Origin of the sequence: Pseudomonas sp. MPB26, from assembly GCF_046605355.1 — a bacterium.
Lineage (GTDB): Bacteria > Pseudomonadota > Gammaproteobacteria > Pseudomonadales > Pseudomonadaceae > Aquipseudomonas > Aquipseudomonas cedrina.
Map to the genome: position 1 here is coordinate 236,790 of NZ_CP176793.1, position 16,528 is coordinate 253,317.

A 16,528-nucleotide genomic window follows, 5' to 3' on the forward strand; every position below is an offset into this window, starting at 1 on the left:
CTGGCGCCCTGCTCCTTTACTCCTTTTCAAAGCCTGATGTGTAGATCCAGAGCAATGCAGGCGTTTCACAGGACGCACCGCTGATGAGTACGTTATTCACCCGCCGCAAAGTGCTGACCGGTATGGGCCTGCTGGGCCTTGGCGGCCTGCTGGGCGGCTGTGACTACAGCCCCAAGCTGGATTTCAAGTACGGCAAGGACCTGAGCGACAAGATCATGGGTCGCACCTTCAAGCTCAAGAACACCGACGGCGAAACCGTCACCCTGAGCTCGTACCGTGGCCTGATGCCGGTGGTGTTTTTCGGTTTCACCCAGTGCCCGGCCGTGTGCCCGACCACCCTGGCACGCGCCGCCCAGGCCAAGAAACTGATGGGCCGCGACGGCGAAATCATGCAAGTGGTGTTTATCACCCTGGACCCGGAACGCGACACCCCCGAGATGCTCGACAAGTACGTCAAGGCCTTCGACCCCAGCTTCGAAGCGCTGTACGGCACCCCGGAAGAAATCGCCGTGGCCGCCAAGGAATTCGGGATCTTTTATGAAAAGATTCCTGCCGGCGACACCTATACCCTGTCCCACACCGCCACCAGCTTCGTGTTCGACACCCGTGGCAACCTGCGCCTGGGCCTGCAGGCGTCCCTTACCGCTAAAGAGTGCGCAGAAGACCTGCTCACCGTCATGGAGGTCTGCTAATGACTGCCGTTCAACACCTCAAACGCACCCTGATCGGCCTGACTCTGCTGGGCCTTGCCGCGCACGCCAACGCCGAGGTCCGAGTGACCGACGCTTGGGTACGTGCCACTGTGCCGGGCCAGCCGTCCAGCGGCGCGTTCATGTCCGTCACCGCCGACAGCGACAGCCAACTGCTGAGCGTGGCCTCGCCCGTGGCCAAGGACGTGCAGATCCATGAAATGAGCATGAAGGACGACGTGATGCGCATGGGCCCGGTGGATGCGGTCGCGCTGCCGGCCGGCAAGGCCGTCACCCTCGACCCCAACGGCTACCACGTGATGCTGATGGGCCTGACCGGCCAGATCAAGGAAGGCGACCAGGTGCCGCTGACCCTGACCGTGCAAGACGCCAAGGGGCAGAAGCAGACGATTGAACTGAAGGCGCCGGCCCGTGGGCTGGATGGGATGGATCACAGCAAGATGCATTGATCGAGGTCGGTATTTTTTGCTCAATCCACAATAAACAGCCTCGCCCCGACTCCCGTCGATGAGCGATGGCCCTCCCTCTCGTTGCCCACCTGGTAACTCATTCCGGCCGTCAGCGTGAACTGGCGGCCGTCTTCCAGTTCCGTGTGCAACTCGCCTTCCAGGCACAGCAGGATGTGCCCTCTCCAGCACCAGTGATCCGCCAGGTAACCGAGCGTGTACTCGACCATGCGCACGCGGGTGGTGCCGAAATGGCAGGTGCGCCACACCGCATGGCCGGTAGCGCCTGGGTGGGTTGTGGGTTCGACCGTTGACCAGTCGGTGATGCCAAAGGGGACAGCGGTCAGGTCCATGATGGGCTCGGTGGTGGTGGTTAATGTGGCTTGAGGCTATCGGGCTGGAACGACGGGGGATAGACACAGATCGAGCGCTTTTGTGGGATACAGGTATTGTCGGGTTTTGGCGAGACTGCGGAAGCGGTGAGTCAGGTGCTGAACATGCCAGCAGTGCCGGCCCCTTCGCAGCCTCGCTTGGGCTCGACAGCTCCCACAGGGGTTTGCGCTGTGGCCAACATTTCCAGCAGCCTTGGAGATCAAATGTGGGAGCTGTCGAGCTTTAGCGAGGCTGCGGAGGCGGTGGGTCAGGCGCTGAACATGCCAGCAGTGCCGGCCCCTTCGCAGCCTCGCTGGGGCTCGACAGCTCCCACAGGGTTCGGCGCTGTGGCCGACATTTCAGCAGCCATGGAGATCAAATGTGGGAGCTGTCGAGCTTTAGCGAGGCTGCGAAGGCGGTGGATCAGGCGATGAACATGCCAGCAATGCCGGCCCCTTCGCAGCCTCGCTGGGGCTCGACAGCTTCTTACAGAAATCCCCTCATGCCATCAGTACCGCGCACTGTCAAAACACCCTGGGTCTTCATCCAGGTATTTCTTCATGCGCCGCCATAAGGTGGTGGTGCTGATGTGCAGACGCCTGGCCGCTTCTTCGCGGTTGCCGCGTACGCTGGCGAGCGCTTCATGCAGTAGCGCCAGCTCACTCTTGATAGGGGTGTGCGGTTCAATCGTCGCGCCCTCGGTGAGATCCTCCAGCACATCCTCCAGCCAAGGCTGCGCAAACGGCCGGCCCTGGCTCATCACCGCCAGACGTTCGACGATATTGCCCAATTGCCGGATGTTGCCCGGCCAGGGATAAGCACTCAGGCGCGCCAGCAGTTCTTCGGATGGCTCGGCGGCGTCGATCGGCAGGCTGCGCAGCAGGTGGCGCACCAGTTCAGGGATGTCGGCGCGGCGTTCACGCAGCGCTGGCAGGTGCAACTTGAGCACGCAGATGCGGTAGAAGAAGTCCTCGCGAAACCGCCCCTGGGCCACCAACTGCGGCAGGCTTTTGTTGCTGGCGGTGATGATGCGGATGTCGACGGGCGTGACCTTGTCATCACCGATACGCACCACCTTGCGCTCCTGCAGCGTACGCAGCAGCTTGACCTGGATATCGGTGGAGGTCTCGTTGATTTCATCGAGGAAGATAGTGCCGGTGTGCGCCAGTTCAAACACGCCCGCCTTGCCTTCGTTGAGTGCACCGGTGAACGCGCCCTTCACGTAGCCGAACAACTCGCTCTCGAGTACGCCCGCGGCAAACGCTGCGCAGTTGATCGCCACGAACGGGCCCTGCCTGCGGCGCGAAGCATTGTGGATGCTCTGGGCGAACAACTCTTTGCCGGTGCCGGTTTCACCTTCGATCATCACCGTGCTGTCCACCGCCGCGTAGGTCTGGGCCAGGCGCTTGGCTTTCGCCAGTGCCGGGCTGGTGCCGATGATGTCGTCGAAGGTTTTTTCGGCCAGGTGCTGGCGCGCCAGCACGCGCCGCATCTTGCGTTCGATGGCGGTGATTTCAGTCTGGCGTTGCAGGGTGGCCACGGCGCCGATCACTTGGCGGTCGAGCGTGATCGGCGCGATGCTCAGTGTCAGCGACAGGCGCCCCAGGGTAATCAGCGCCCCGCGCACCGGGCGGCCCTGGTTGAGCACTTGGCTGAAGTAGTCCTGGGCCAGTAGTCCGTCGATGCTGTCGCCGACGATCAGGCTGCCCAGGTAGGCGGTGGCCACACTGTTCATATTGGTGACGGTGCGTTGGCTGTCGACACTGAAAATGCCCTCGGACACGCAGTTGAGGATCGACTGAATCATTTCATAGCGGCTCTGCAGCTCCAGGCTTTTGAGCCGCCGTTCTTCCTCGATCTGCAAGAGGTGAAGGGCTTCATCGATGGCCTCATCGGCCGCATCCGCGTCGGCCTCGGACATGATGTAATGCATGCCCCGTGCGAGCACCGCCTGGCGCAACGAAAGACCGCCAATCGCCACCTCGATGCCCTCGGCCAGCAGACCGTCGAGCTGCGCTTCGGTGGCCTGGTTGCTGCCCAGCGGATCGATCAGGCAGATCGATACCCGAGGCATGAATGGCCGGGCTTTCTCCAGGATCGTCGCGTAGCCCTCGGACGTCGCGAGAAAGGCGATCTTCCCCGAGGCCTGCTGCGCCCGATGATAGGCATTGATGCAGTCGAAGAACGTGTGCTTGACCTCGACGATCGGCACGCGCAGTTGCTCGCGCAAAACGCTGGCGGTGCGGCCACGGCTGATGATCACGCTGACGCCACCCTCGATCAACTTGCGAGCCTTGAGCACAGCGTCGTGCTGGGCCGCTTCGACCACCACCAGCGACAACCCACGCTGTTCAAGGATGCCGCGCATCACGGCAGTCAGAGTACTGGAAGGGGAAATGACGGCGATGGTGCCTTGCATGGCAGGCCTCGGATAACGCGAACGGGAATTGCAGACTATTTCACATCGTTATTATTTGAAAGATCCTGAAATCAGCACGTGCACCATCAGTTTCGATAATCTGCTCTAAGCCATTGTTTTTAAAAAAAATTAAAGTCATGGCACAGCGCTTGCTCTTCCTTCATCAATAAAAAAGATAATGAAGGAAACACTGCATGGATATCGTCTTCATCGGGTTTGGCGAAGCCGCCTACCACCTCTGCACGGGCCTGCGCACCACCGGCGAGCTACGCATCGGCGCATTCGACGCCAACGTCAGCCCGCAACTGCAGCAACGCGCCGAACAACTGCACGTCACCCTCTTCGACTCACTGGAACACGCCTGCCATGGCGCGCGCTTCGTGGTGTGCCTGACCAGCGCCAGCAGCGCCCTGGGCATCGCGCAGAAGGTCCTGCCGCTTCTGGTGGCCGGGCAAACCTACGTCGACATGAACTCGGCCGCGCCCACCGTCAAACAGGCCATCGACCAATTGCCTCGCCCCACCGGCGTGGACTTTTGCGACAGCGCCGTGATGGGCACCGTGCCCGGCAATAACCACCGCGTGCCGATGCTGCTGGCCGGCAGCGGTGCTGCGGCATTCGCCGAAGCCTTCACGCCGCGGGGCATGCGCTTGACCGTGCTGGAAGCCGAAGCCGGCGCCGCCTCTGCGATCAAGATGCTCAAAAGCGTGGTCATGAAAGGCCTGCCGCAATTGCTGCTGGAAGCCTTCCAGGCCGGCGAGAAATTCGGCGTGCTGGACACGCTGGTTGCGTCTCTGGGCGACTCGTTGAACGGCAAGACCGTGGAGCAACTGGCGGATACCTTCACCGCACGCACACTGATCCACGCCAAGCGCCGCAGCGCGGAAATGATTGATGCGATCGCCACTCTCGAAGCCGCCGGCGTCGACGCTTCCATGACCCGTGCCACCCAGGCCCAGCTGGATAAGTTGGCCGCTACCGACTGGGCCAGCCTGCTCGGCCCCGGCGGCAGCGACATGGATTTTCGCACCGCCATCACCCGCCTGACTGCCCACGACTGAGAGCCTGCCATGAACACTGAACAGTATTTTCCCCTGCCCGATCTGATCCCGGCCGATCTGCTGGAGCGCTTTCGCCAGCTCAGCCCGGCGCAACTGTGCGACGGCATGCAAAGCCTCGGCATCCCGCGCAACGGCTGCATGGACGCAGACCTCATGCCCCTGGATGAAAGCAAGGTAATGCTCGGCACTGCCTACACCGTCGACACCGAAGACGGCGACAACTTCCCCATCCACGTGGCAGTGTACCAGGGCCAACCGGGCTACGTGCTGGTGGTGGCCGGCAAGGCCTACCCCGGCCGCGCCTACATCGGCGATCTGATGGCCGGTGCCGCCCAGGCCGTGGGCCTGGCCGGCATGGTCATCGACGGCTGCGTGCGCGACAAGGTGCCGTTGGCGCAGCTGGATATCCCCATCTACGCCAAGGGTTTCATGCAGCGCAGCCCCGGCAAGCAAGGCCCCGGCAAGATCAACGCCACCGTGACCTGCGCGGGTGTCGACGTGGCGCCGGGCGACCTGGTCTTCGGCGATTACGACGGCGTCACCGTGGTGCCCCGGGCGCGCTTGCTGGAAGTGCTGGAGGCCTCCGAGAAAAAAAGCGCCTATGAAAACCAACGCCGCGAGGTGATCGACGCCTACACTCGCGCCCGAGACAGCGGCCAGCCCTTGCCGGCGCTGGCCCCGGCCTGGGTCACCCTATTGCTGGAAGGCCAGTAACGCTCAAGGCTGTACCCGGGGCGCGTCGCGCCCCAACCTGCTGCGCTCACTATAAAAATAAAATGTGGAGACGTTCAGATGCTGACCGTTCTGGGCTACGTGTTGATCACCTCGTTTCTGTGGCTGGTCATCAAGCAAAAACTCTCGCCGTTCACCGGCTTGATCGTGGTATCGCTGGCCGTGGGGGTGCTGGTGTGCCTGATCAGCGGCGTGCCGATGGGCACCATCATGACCTGGGTGCGCGAAGGGCTGTTCTACTCGCAGAATGAGGCCGGCAAGGTCTCCCTCGGTACGGTCAACCCCACGGTGATGATCCTGTTTGCCGTGCTGTATTTCAGCCTGATGATGAACGTGGGGCTGTTCGATCCGCTGTGCACCTTCCTGATTCGCAAGGCCAATGGCGACCCGCTGAAAATCATCCTGGTCACGGCCTTCACCTCCGCCGTGGTCACTCTGGACGGTGACGGCACCACCACCATCCTGATTATCACCACGGCGTTCCTGCCGCTGTACAAGCAGATGGGCATGAAGCTGTCGAACCTGGCGATGTTGATCATCCTTCCGTGCGGCCTGGGCAACTGCCTGCCGTGGGGCGGGCCGTTAGCGCGGGCCGCAGCGGTGTTGAACGTGGAGGTCAATACGCTGTTCGTGGCGATTTTGCCGATCCTCGGCGTGTCGTTTCTCTACGTTTTTCTCATGGCGTACCTGATGGGGATCAAGGAGCGCAAGCGCCTGGGTTTCGTAAAGGGCGAAAAAGGCATCGTGACGCCCGAGCAGATTGTGCAGATGGTCAATGTGATCAAGGACCACGACAAGGCACTCAAGCGTCCCAGGATATTCCTGTTCAACCTGGCCCTGACCCTGGGCATGTTGGTCATCCTCATCGCCGGCTGGGCCAGCGGCGCGGTGGTGTTCATGCTCGGCACCGCGATTGCGCTGACCGTCAATTACAGCGCCGTGGAACAACGCGAGCGCATCACCGCCAACGGCGGCGACGCCGTGGCAGTGGCCTCGATCATCCTCGCCGCTGGCTGCTTCCTGGGGATCTTCAACGGCAGCGGCATGGCCGGCGCCGTGGCCGAACACATGGCCAGCCTGATCCCGGACTCCATGGGCAGCCATACCGCGCTGATCTTCGCCTTCCTCGGCGCCCTGGCCTGCTACGCCCTGCCAGTGGACGCCTACTACTTCGGCATCCTGCCGGTGGTGGCTCCCATCGCCTACAAGTTCGGCATCAGCCCAACCGAAATCGGCGTGGCGTCGTTCATGGGCCAGTCGCTGCGTTACGCCAGCCCGACGGTGGCCTGGTTGTTCCTGTTGATGAACCGCACGGAGATGACATTCGGGGAGTACCAGAAGGAATTCTTCAAATGGTCGATCCCGATGTTTTTCATCTTTTTGATTACGGCGATTGTGACGGGGGAGTTGCCGGTGGGCTAAAGACTAAGTGATCCATGGGGGCGGTGGCTTGCCTGCGATTTCGGTGTGCCGGCTAAACCGCTATCGCAGGCAAGCCAGCTCCCACAGGTTAAACGGTGTCCAGTCAGTGGCTCAGTCGCTTGGTCATCGGAACACACGCCAACGCCAACCCCGAGGGCGAGTGATAAATCGCCTCTTCATCCCCCACATACCCGCACGACCGGTAGAAACTCGCCGCATTCAATGTTGCATCCAACACCACGGTTTCAATCTGCAGCCCGCGCGCAACGTGCTCAAGGTGATCGAGCATCGCCTTGCCATAGCCGCGTCCGGTGAATTCCGGGAGCACAAACAATGCGCCGACTTCGTTGTTGTCCAGGTCAAGCATTCCGGTGATCACCGGTTGGCCCTCCACACTTCCCAGGTAAAACAACTTGCCCATCAGGGCGCTGTACCCGTCCTCGGCTTTACCCTGTGTCCACCTCATCATTTGCTCGCGCGTATAGGCGCCGATGCATTGGCTACGGATAGCCTGCAAGCGAATGTCGAACGCCACCTGGGCATCCTCCGGGGTAGCCCGTTTTATCTCCAGCATTTGTGTTTCCTTCCATGACCCATCGTGTCATCCAGCCGCGCGCATTTTAGCCGCCTGCCCCTCTTGCATTCGATATTTATGCTCACTTCCCAGCTTAATAATATTTTATTTATAACCCCCCTCCCCCTAGCCTTGAAGTCATGCCAACGCTGAATCCAACTGCATGACGCAAGGACAGAGACATGACTCAAGCAATAACAAAAACAGATACCCTGGTGGTGGGCGCCGGCCAAGCGGGCGTGGCCATGAGTGAGCATCTGAGCAAGCAAGGCGTGCCACACCTGGTGCTGGAGCGCAGCCGGATTGCCGAGCGCTGGCGCACCGGGCGCTGGGATTCGCTGGTGGCCAACGGGCCGGCCTGGCATGACCGGTTTCCCGGCCTGGCATTCGACACCGTCGCCCCGGATGGCTTTGCGCCCAAAGAACAGGTGGCCGATTACTTTGAAGCCTATGCCCGCAAGTTCAATGCGCCGATCCGTACCGGTGTCGAGGTGCTGTCGGTTGTACGCAATGTCGGCCGCCAAGGCTTCACCGTGCACACCAGCAAAGGCCTGATTGAGGCCGACCGCGTTGTGGCGGCGACCGGGCCATTCCAGAAGCCTGTGATCCCGGCCATCGAGCCCACCGACACGGCGCTGCACCAGATCCATTCCGCCGACTATCGCAACCCTGCGCAACTGCCGGCCGGCGCCGTGCTGGTGGTGGGAGCGGGCTCGTCCGGCGTGCAGATCGCCGATGAATTGCAACGCTCTGGCCGCCAGGTGTACCTCTCGGTCGGGGCCCACGATCGCCCGCCCCGCGCCTACCGCAACCGCGACTTCTGCTGGTGGCTCGGCGTGCTGGGCGAGTGGGACCAGGCGGCGATGAAGCCTGGCCGTGAGCACGTGACCATCGCGGTCAGCGGCGCCCACGGCGGCAAGACCATCGACTTCCGCGAGCTGGCCCAGCAAGGCATGGTCCTGGTCGGCCTGACGCAAGCGTTCAACGGCAGCGTCGCCACGTTCCAGCCGAACCTGGTGGAAAACCTGGCGCGCGGCGATGAAAACTACCTGGCCCTGCTGGATGCGGCGGATGCCTACATCGAGCGCAACGGCCTGGACTTGCCGCCGGAGCCCGAAGCGCGCCGTGTGTTCCCGGATGCGCAGTGCATCCAGCAGCCGATCCTGGAACTGGACCTGGCCACGGCCGGTGTCACCACCATCATCTGGGCCACCGGTTTTGCGGTGGACTACAGCTGGTTGAAAGTCGCGGCCTTCGACGCCGCCGGCAAGCCGCAGCACCAGCGCGGCGTGTCCAGCGAAGCGGGGGTCTACTTTCTCGGCTTGCCGTGGCAGTCACGTCGCGGCTCGTCGTTTATCTGGGGGGTCTGGCACGACGCCAAGTACGTGGCCGACCACATCGCCATCCAACGGCAATACCTGGAATACCGCGAACCCGCCCCGCTGGCTCAACCATCCCCTGTCAGCGCCTGATCCCTCTATTGCCGGAGTTTTTTCGATGCCTACTCACACTCGCATCCGCATGTTCAACACCCAGGTAACCTACCCCAACCAGAGCCTGGACAACGACTTGTGCCAGGCCGTGCGCGCCGGCAATACCGTGTACGTACGCGGCCAGGTCGGCACCGATTTCGACGGTAACCTGGTCGGCCTTGGCGACCCTCGCGCCCAGGCCGAACAAGCCATGAAAAACGTCAAGCAACTGTTGGAAGAAGCCGGCAGCGACCTCAGCCATATCGTCAAGACCACCACTTACCTGATCGACCCGCGCTACCGCGAGCCGGTGTACCAGGAAGTCGGCAAATGGCTCAAGGGCGTGTTCCCGATTTCCACCGGGCTGGTGGTGTCGGCCCTGGGCCAGCCGCAGTGGCTGATGGAAATTGATGTGATCGCCGTTATCCCCGAGTAAGGAGTTGCACATGACCTTTTCAATTGTCGGCCGCTGCGCCGAAACCGGCCAATTGGGCATCGCCATCAGTCCCTCGAGCATCGCGGTGGGCGCCCGTTGCCCGTGGCTGCGGCCCGGTGTGGGTGCGGTGTCGACGCAGAACATCACGCTGCCGGCGCTGGGCCCGGATGTGCTGGATTTGCTGGAACAGGGCCTCGCGCCCGCCGACGCTATCGACAAGGCCCTGACCCGCAACGGCTACAGCCAGTACCGGCAACTGACGGCGATCGATCACTTGGGGCGCAGCGTGCATTTCAGTGGCAGCGAAACCCTCGGCACTCACAACGCGGTGTCGGGCGGACAGTGCGTGGCGGCGGGCAATATGCTTGCCGACCGCGCGGTAGTCGAGGCGATGGTCGCGGCTTTTGAAAAAGGCGAAGGCCAATTGGCGGATCGCCTGCTGGCCGCCATGCACGCTGCCATTGCCGCCGGCGGCGAAGCCGGCCCGGTGCATTCCGCGGCGCTGGTGGTAGTGGGCGAACTGACGTGGCCGATCATCAACCTGCGCGTGGACTGGGCCGATGAACAGCCGATCCGTGAACTGCAAAAACTCTGGGACGCCTACCGCCCGCAAGTGCAGGACTACATCGACCGCGCGCTCGCTCCGGACCGCTCGCCCGGCTACGGCGTGGCCGGAGACGAGCGATGAGCAGCAGCCGCGAACTGCTGCGCACGTTGGTGGGGTTTGACACCACCAGCCGCGAGTCCAACCTGCAATTGATCGAGTTTGTGCGTGATTATCTGGCGGAGTTCGGGGTGGCCAGCAAGTTGGTGTTCAACGCCGAACGCAGCAAGGCCAACCTGTTTGCCAGCGTGGGCCCGGTGCAGGTGCCGGGCATTGTGCTGTCGGGGCATACCGATGTGGTGCCGGTGGATGGGCAGCCGTGGACAGTGCCGCCGTTCGCACTGACCGAGCGCGACGGCAAGCTGTTTGGCCGCGGCACGGCGGACATGAAGGGCTATATCGCCTGCGTGTTGGCGCTGGTGCCGGCGCTGGTTGAGGCCCCCTTGCGAATGCCGGTGCACATCGCCCTGTCTTACGACGAAGAGGTGGGCTGCCTGGGCGTGCGCTCGTTACTCAAGGTGCTGGAAGACCGTCCCGTGAAGCCGCTGCTGTGCATCATCGGCGAACCGACCGAACTCAAGCCGGTGCTCGGCCACAAGGGCAAGTTGGCGATGCGCTGTGATGTGCAGGGCGAGGCGTGCCATTCGGCGTATGCGCCGTATGGGGTGAATGCGATTGAACAGGCCGCAGAGTTGATTGGTGAGCTGGGACGGATCGGGCAGCGGTTGCGGCAGACTCAGGATGCGCGCTTTGATCCGCCGTTCAGCACGGTGCAGACCGGCGTGATCAGCGGCGGCAAGGCACTGAATATCGTCCCCGCCGATTGCCGGTTTGATTTTGAGGTGCGCGCATTGCCGGCCCAGGACCCCGGCGCGGTGGCGGACGAACTGAAAGCCTATGCCGAGCAGCATGTGCTGCCGCGCATGCGCGCGGTGAGTGCACAGAGCGCGATTCGTTTTACCGAGTTGTCGGCGTATCCCGGGTTGGTGACGGATGAGCGCAGCCAGGCGGCGGAGTTGATCGCAGCGTTTTGCGGCTCGCGGGCATTCGGCACGGTGGCGTTTGGCACTGAAGGCGGGTTGTTCGATGCGGTGGGCATTCCCACGGTGGTGTGCGGGCCGGGAAGCATGGACCAGGGGCATAAGCCGGATGAGTTTGTGAAAGTGGAGCAGTTGGCGGGGTGTGATGCGATGTTGCTGCGGATGCTGGATTGGGTTCGCCTTTGAAGGCAGTACCTATTTAGTGTGCGAGCAAGCCCGCTCCCACATTTTGGTCTTGCGCTCACCCCAAGAGCCTGGCCAGCTCTTCGCGGCAATAATCCACAAACAATTGCACCGGCTTGGTCAGCGGCGCACGCCGCAGCCAGACCGCCGACAAGCCTGAACCGGTCACGGTCTCGGCCAACGGCACACACACCACTGTCTGCCCATCATAGGTGTATTCGCTGAACGGCTTCGTCACCAAAATCGAGAACCCGAACCCGCGCCCCACCATCCCCCGCACCATCTCGATCGACGGCGAGCTGAACACAATATTCGGCGTCAACCCACGCTCTTCAAAGATGCTTACGAAGTAAGTCCGGCTGGGCAGCACATCCAGCAAAATCATCGGTTCCAGCACCAGGTCCGCCAAGGACACCTTGGCTTGCCGCGCAAAGCGGTGATCCGCCGGCAGCAACGCGTAAGGCTGCTGCGGCGGCATCAACGGCGTGGTCTCGATGGTGCCGCCCAAATCGTGCTCGAACAGCATTGCCACATCGATGCTGCCCGCCGTCAGCGCTTGCACCAGCTCCTGCTGCTCGCCATCGCGAATACGGATCTCCACACCCGGCCAGCGCGCCTTGAAGCCCGCGATCAAACGCGGCAAGTACAACGGCGCGACCGTCTCAAAACAGCCGATATCGATCTGCCCCGCCACCACGTCATTGTCCGCCAGGGCATTTTGTTCGAATTCATGGGCGACCCGCAGCAGCTCCAGCGCCTTGCGATAGAACCGCGCGCCGCTGGGCGTCAGCGAGACACCCTGGGCGTGATGGCGGATAAACAGTTGCACGCCAAAGCTGTCCTCCAACTGCTTGATGGCCGTGGACACCGACGGCTGCGCGATATACAGCTTGCGCGAGGCCTCGGCGACGCTGCCGCACTCGGCCGTGGTGACGAAATATCTGAGTTGGCGCAGGTTGTAGGCAGCCATCAAGGTCTCCGTAAACGCGGGAATTCGCCCCATGCCGGTGCGAAAAACGCCGACTTTTTTTATCAATTCAGGCCCCTGCAACATACCGGAGCAAAAACTCGGACGAGCGATATTTTTTAAGGTCTATAGCAACAAACTTACTAATTTACCTGCCCGCGTCCATTGCAGATGATCGCTGCAACAACAAAGCGTCGCCCACGCGCCGCACAGCGAAGTACGTCCACGTACTCACTTGCCTTGGAGCTCGTCATGGTTACCACTGCAACATCCTCCGCCCCGCTCATCGAAAAACACACTATCGGCTACGTGCCCCCGGAAGATCGCCATGGAAAGGTCAGGGACCTGTTCACCCTGTGGTTCGGCGGCAACATCGCGCCGTTGCCGATCGTCACCGGTGCGCTGGGTGTGCAACTGTTCCACCTCAACCTGATCTGGGGCATCGTCGCCATCCTCGTCGGTCACCTGGTCGGCGGCGTGCTGATGGCGCTGCACTCGGCCCAGGGCCCGCAGATGGGCATCCCGCAGATGATCCAGAGCCGTGCGCAGTTCGGCTCCCTCGGTGCCTTGCTGGTGGTGGTAATCGCCGGCGTCATGTACATCGGCTTCTTCGCGTCCAACATCGTACTGGCGGGTAAATCCCTGCACGGCGTGGTCGATGCAGTTCCCGTACCGGTGGGCATCGTGATCGGCGCCATCGGCTCCGGGATCATCGGCATCATCGGCTACCGCTTTATCCACGTGCTCAACCGCATCGGCACCTGGGTGCTGGGCGCGGGGATCGTGCTGGGGTTTGGCTACATCTTTACCCACGTACAGACCACCGACTTCCTGACCCGCGGCAGCTTCAACATCTCCGGGTGGCTGGCGACGGTTTCCCTGGCGGCGCTGTGGCAGATCGCCTTCGCACCCTACGTGTCCGACTACTCGCGTTACCTGCCCGCCGACGTACCCGTCGCGTCGACCTTCTGGACCACCTACCTCGGCTCGGCCCTGGGCTCGAGCCTGTCGTTCATCTTCGGCGCCGTCGCCGTGCTCGCCACGCCGGTGGGCATGGACACCATGGAAGCGGTCAAGCTCGCCACCGGCGCCATCGGGCCGTTGATGCTGGTGCTGTTCCTGCTCAGCGTGATCAGCCACAACGCCCTCAACCTGTACGGCGCGGTGCTGTCGATCATCACCCTGGTGCAGACCTTTGCGTACCGCTGGATTCCCACGGCGAAAAGCCGCGCGGTCATCTCGATCATCGTGCTGGCGGCCTGCGCGGTGGCGGCGGTGTTCGCCTCCAAAGACTTCATCGGCCACTTTGTCGACATGGTGCTGGTGCTGCTCGTGGTGCTGGTGCCATGGACGGCGATCAACCTGATCGACTTCTATGTGATCCATAAGGGCAAGTACGACATTGCCTCGATCTTCCGTGTCGACGGCGGGATTTATGGACGCTACAACCCGCAGGCCTTGTTGGCGTACGCGGTGGGGATTGCGGTGCAGATTCCGTTCATGAACACGCCGCTGTATGTGGGGCCGATTGCGGAGCACATCAACGGCGCGGACCTGTCGTGGGTGGTGGGGTTGGTGGTGACGTCGCCATTGTATTTCTGGTTGGCGAGTCGGGACAGCGCGTATAAGCGCCGGATGGATGGGGGGAAGTTGGTGGGTGGGGTTTGATCAATCAACACCCACCTTCATAGAGCACCTCAGCATCACTCGAATCAACCCAGTTGACCCGAGTGATGCAGCTTTTACTTTCAGGATTGGAAATCCTTTATGCATGTGCCGTTACAAGTCTTACTGGCAGATCTCTGATGTCCGGATACAGTTCAGAAAAGACTTGGAATACCGGTACCCATGAAACGCAAAGTTCGAATCCTGATTTTATGCAAAACCTATCCTTCGCCCAGTGCCAAATATGCTGAAACGTCGTGTGTCGCCGGCATGGACGAGAGCGGCAATCTGATACGGCTCTACCCGGTTCCCTTTCGTCTAGTTACCGGGGACCAGCAATTTGCAAAGTGGCAATGGATTGAGGCATTCATCGAAAGAAGCCCCGCTGATCGCAGGCCAGAAAGCCATAAGATTGGCATAGGCAGCATCTGCCCGGGAAAAACACTGCCCGCCGGGGATTGGCATGAACGACGCATATGGCTGGACAAGCTGAAGGTTTATGACAACTTTGACGTACTGGAAACAGCCAGGATCGAGAGCAACGTTACGCTAGGTTTGATCAAGCCGTCACGGATTGCCGCGTTACGCATTCAGAAGTCAGCGTCCGAGAAATGGACGCCGGATGAGATTGAGAAACTGGAGTCCATGCAGCGCCAACCCAGTCTATTTGAAGACCAGGAGCGCGCAAGTATCAGGCGCCTGGAAAATCACTACGTCTATGAGTGCCTTATAGACGGCGAGGTCAAATCTTACACTCACAAAATCGTTGATTGGGAAGCCGGCCAACTCTATCGAAATGTTTACCGCAAACACGGTCCCGAAGGATGGGAAGCTGCGTTTCGGCATAAACTGGAAACGGAGCTACCTACGAAGGACCTAATGCTGCTGATGGGCACCATCCATCGCTTTGCGGGGCAATGGTTGATTGTCAGCCTGATATATCCGCCTAAGCGACAGACCGAAGATACACATCAGATGCGCCTGCTTTAACGGGCAGGTGCTGTGTTGTCAGGGAACCTTCCAGTTCCTCGGCTGCTTCGGCGATCAAACTGCGATGGCAAAAGCTTGCATCTGCCTCATAGCACACCATGCAAATTCGCTGGCCAAGCACACTGGACACTAACGCCTCCAGTACCGGCCCCTGCGTGCGAACATAGGCTCTGAAATCACGGGCATAAGTGTTCCATTCGCCATCTTCCTTGTACTGCTTGCGTACCGGTTTCGGGCATCCCAACGCCCGATTGTGTTCATAACCGATACCTTCAGCGGCCAGGCGCTGAGCAAAGGCATTTTTCGAAAAACCCTTTTTGCGTGACAACGGGTACTCGCGTACGTCGAGCACTTTGTCGATACCCGCCTGTTTGAGACGCGCGATGAATGCATCTATGGTCAGGCCCTCATAGCCTGCTGTGTAAAGGGTCATGCGGATTCTCCTGGAGCCTCCCGGCACGATCAAAACTTAGAAAAGCGCCGCGACTATAACATCGGCAATTATTGACCGCGCGCCGAGGGTGACAGGCGGAGCGGATATTGGGTAACAAGCAAATGGCTCTTGTGTACAACGCGATTCAGCAAATCAACTTCGTCATCGGAACACATTCCAAACAGTGACAACCGCCTTGTCCGTCAACAACCCTCAGGTAAAACAGGGTGGGTGGGGTTTGATACATCCTCTCGGTTGCGCCTGTGCGAAGGTCACTTTATAGTTCGCCCCGTCGCTGGCTTTGGTCGGCGGCAGGGTTTCGCAGCCCTACAAAATAGAATCAACCTGCACAGTCATCAGACCCTCAGGCGGAGCCCGCCTGCGTCTTGTTTATGGCGGCTGTGCGTGGGAGACCTTCGGGTCTGCCGGGGGTGATTCTTCCTGGTCTGCGAACCCGCGCACAGTTGCCACCCAGTCTGTTTCGCAGCAGCAAGGTGGCAGTTCTTTTCACCCAAAATAGAATCGAACCTTATGACCAATCAAAATCCGCCCCGCCGCTTCACCCCCATGTCCCAAACCGCAACCGACTACCCCGTGCTGCTGATCGACAGCGAAGCACCGCTCGGCGAGTTACACGCCTGCGCCAGCGAGCGCTTGAACGCGGCGCTGGCCTACCTGCACCTGATGGCCTGTTCCAACGTGTCCGACTATGCCGAGCACGACATCAATACCGTCGCCAACACCGCCCGGATCATGGTCCAGGATGTGGCGGATGTGTTTGCCGTGATCGAGCGGCGGGGGTTTGGTTCGCCTGCTGTGAGCTGATGTGATGTGAGCTGCGAGAGAACCCGCTTTGGCGGGTTTTCTGGTTTCCGGGGGGCTGAAAATTGCGGATTAACCGGGGAATTTAGGGCGTCTTGGCGGCCGCCTTCGCAGCCTCGCTAAAGCTCGACAGCTCCCACATTTGATCTCCATGGCGCCGAAATGTTAGCCATAGCTCAG

At 61.1% G+C, this 16,528-nt stretch carries 17 protein-coding genes; 12 read left to right on the forward strand and 5 right to left on the reverse strand.

Annotated features, from left to right (window positions below; all coding sequences use genetic code 11):
- Window positions 1-83: 83 nt before the first annotated feature.
- Together ACLH0H_RS01025 and ACLH0H_RS01030 are read left to right on the forward strand one after the other, a co-directional pair.
- Entirely contained in the window at window positions 84-692 is a 609-nt protein-coding gene (locus tag ACLH0H_RS01025) for an SCO family protein (RefSeq protein WP_076950653.1), read from the forward strand.
- On the forward strand, window positions 692-1,159 hold the full coding sequence (locus tag ACLH0H_RS01030) for a copper chaperone PCu(A)C (RefSeq protein WP_411380625.1): 468 nt from the start codon (window positions 692-694) through the stop codon (window positions 1,157-1,159). The genes ACLH0H_RS01025 and ACLH0H_RS01030 overlap by 1 nt, the downstream gene beginning before the upstream one ends.
- Window positions 1,160-1,179: 20 nt before the next feature.
- Here the strand turns inward: ACLH0H_RS01030 and ACLH0H_RS01035 are convergent, their stop codons facing one another.
- Both ACLH0H_RS01035 and ACLH0H_RS01040 read right to left on the reverse strand, forming a co-directional pair.
- Window positions 1,180-1,509, reverse strand: coding sequence for a DHCW motif cupin fold protein (locus ACLH0H_RS01035; protein ID WP_411380626.1), 330 nt, complete (start codon window positions 1,507-1,509; stop codon window positions 1,180-1,182).
- A gap of 527 nt (window positions 1,510-2,036) precedes the next feature.
- Window positions 2,037-3,947 (reverse strand): sigma 54-interacting transcriptional regulator, encoded by a 1,911-nt coding sequence (locus ACLH0H_RS01040; RefSeq protein WP_411380627.1) that lies wholly within the window; start codon window positions 3,945-3,947, stop codon window positions 2,037-2,039.
- Window positions 3,948-4,141: 194 nt separating this feature from the next.
- Here ACLH0H_RS01040 and ACLH0H_RS01045 point away from each other — a divergent pair, with 194 nt between their 5' ends.
- From ACLH0H_RS01045 to ACLH0H_RS01055, 3 genes are all read left to right on the forward strand, one after another.
- A complete protein-coding gene (locus ACLH0H_RS01045; protein ID WP_411380628.1) occupies window positions 4,142-5,008 on the forward strand; it encodes a DUF1932 domain-containing protein in 867 nt (288 codons plus the stop codon).
- A 9-nt stretch (window positions 5,009-5,017) separates the two neighbouring features.
- Window positions 5,018-5,722, forward strand: a complete 705-nt coding sequence (locus ACLH0H_RS01050; RefSeq protein WP_411380629.1) for an RraA family protein — start codon at window positions 5,018-5,020, stop codon at window positions 5,720-5,722.
- 78 nt (window positions 5,723-5,800) lie between these two features.
- Window positions 5,801-7,162 (forward strand): CitMHS family transporter, encoded by a 1,362-nt coding sequence (locus ACLH0H_RS01055; RefSeq protein ID WP_076950660.1) that lies wholly within the window; start codon window positions 5,801-5,803, stop codon window positions 7,160-7,162.
- 103 nt (window positions 7,163-7,265) lie between these two features.
- Here the strand turns inward: ACLH0H_RS01055 and ACLH0H_RS01060 are convergent, their stop codons facing one another.
- Window positions 7,266-7,736 (reverse strand): GNAT family N-acetyltransferase, encoded by a 471-nt coding sequence (locus ACLH0H_RS01060; RefSeq protein ID WP_411380630.1) that lies wholly within the window; start codon window positions 7,734-7,736, stop codon window positions 7,266-7,268.
- Between the two features lie 182 nt (window positions 7,737-7,918).
- Between ACLH0H_RS01060 and ACLH0H_RS01065 the strand changes: the two genes are divergently transcribed.
- Genes ACLH0H_RS01065 through argE form a run of 4 tightly spaced genes read left to right on the forward strand, consistent with a single transcriptional unit; the run spans window position 7,919 to window position 11,474 of the window.
- Complete coding sequence (locus ACLH0H_RS01065) at window positions 7,919-9,208, forward strand: flavin-containing monooxygenase (protein WP_411380631.1); 1,290 nt, start codon at window positions 7,919-7,921, stop codon at window positions 9,206-9,208.
- 25 nt (window positions 9,209-9,233) lie between these two features.
- The gene (locus ACLH0H_RS01070; protein WP_411380632.1) at window positions 9,234-9,644 is read left to right on the forward strand and encodes a RidA family protein; all 411 of its coding nucleotides are present in this window, start codon (window positions 9,234-9,236) and stop codon (window positions 9,642-9,644) included.
- Window positions 9,645-9,654: 10 nt separating this feature from the next.
- Window positions 9,655-10,332 carry a DUF1028 domain-containing protein gene (locus ACLH0H_RS01075; protein WP_411380633.1) on the forward strand — a complete coding sequence of 226 codons (678 nt, stop codon included), beginning with the start codon at window positions 9,655-9,657 and terminating at the stop codon, window positions 10,330-10,332.
- Window positions 10,329-11,474 (forward strand): acetylornithine deacetylase, encoded by a 1,146-nt coding sequence (argE, locus tag ACLH0H_RS01080; RefSeq protein WP_411380634.1) that lies wholly within the window; start codon window positions 10,329-10,331, stop codon window positions 11,472-11,474. The genes ACLH0H_RS01075 and argE overlap by 4 nt, the downstream gene beginning before the upstream one ends.
- A 55-nt stretch (window positions 11,475-11,529) precedes the next feature.
- Here the strand turns inward: argE and ACLH0H_RS01085 are convergent, their stop codons facing one another.
- Complete coding sequence (locus ACLH0H_RS01085) at window positions 11,530-12,441, reverse strand: LysR substrate-binding domain-containing protein (RefSeq protein WP_411380635.1); 912 nt, start codon at window positions 12,439-12,441, stop codon at window positions 11,530-11,532.
- Window positions 12,442-12,690: 249 nt separating this feature from the next.
- Here ACLH0H_RS01085 and ACLH0H_RS01090 point away from each other — a divergent pair, with 249 nt between their 5' ends.
- Together ACLH0H_RS01090 and ACLH0H_RS01095 are read left to right on the forward strand one after the other, a co-directional pair.
- The gene (locus ACLH0H_RS01090; protein ID WP_411380636.1) at window positions 12,691-14,106 is read left to right on the forward strand and encodes a purine-cytosine permease family protein; all 1,416 of its coding nucleotides are present in this window, start codon (window positions 12,691-12,693) and stop codon (window positions 14,104-14,106) included.
- A gap of 180 nt (window positions 14,107-14,286) precedes the next feature.
- Window positions 14,287-15,093: a hypothetical protein gene (locus ACLH0H_RS01095; RefSeq protein WP_411380637.1), complete on the forward strand. Its 807-nt coding sequence runs from the start codon at window positions 14,287-14,289 to the stop codon at window positions 15,091-15,093.
- Here ACLH0H_RS01095 and ACLH0H_RS01100 read toward each other — a convergent pair.
- On the reverse strand, window positions 15,050-15,526 hold the full coding sequence (locus tag ACLH0H_RS01100; protein WP_411380638.1) for a DUF488 family protein: 477 nt from the start codon (window positions 15,524-15,526) through the stop codon (window positions 15,050-15,052). The genes ACLH0H_RS01095 and ACLH0H_RS01100 overlap by 44 nt on opposite strands.
- Before the next feature lie 531 nt (window positions 15,527-16,057).
- Here ACLH0H_RS01100 and ACLH0H_RS01105 point away from each other — a divergent pair.
- Window positions 16,058-16,351, forward strand: a complete 294-nt coding sequence (locus ACLH0H_RS01105) for a fructose-bisphosphate aldolase (protein WP_411380639.1) — start codon at window positions 16,058-16,060, stop codon at window positions 16,349-16,351.
- The last annotated feature ends 177 nt before the right edge of the window (window positions 16,352-16,528 follow it).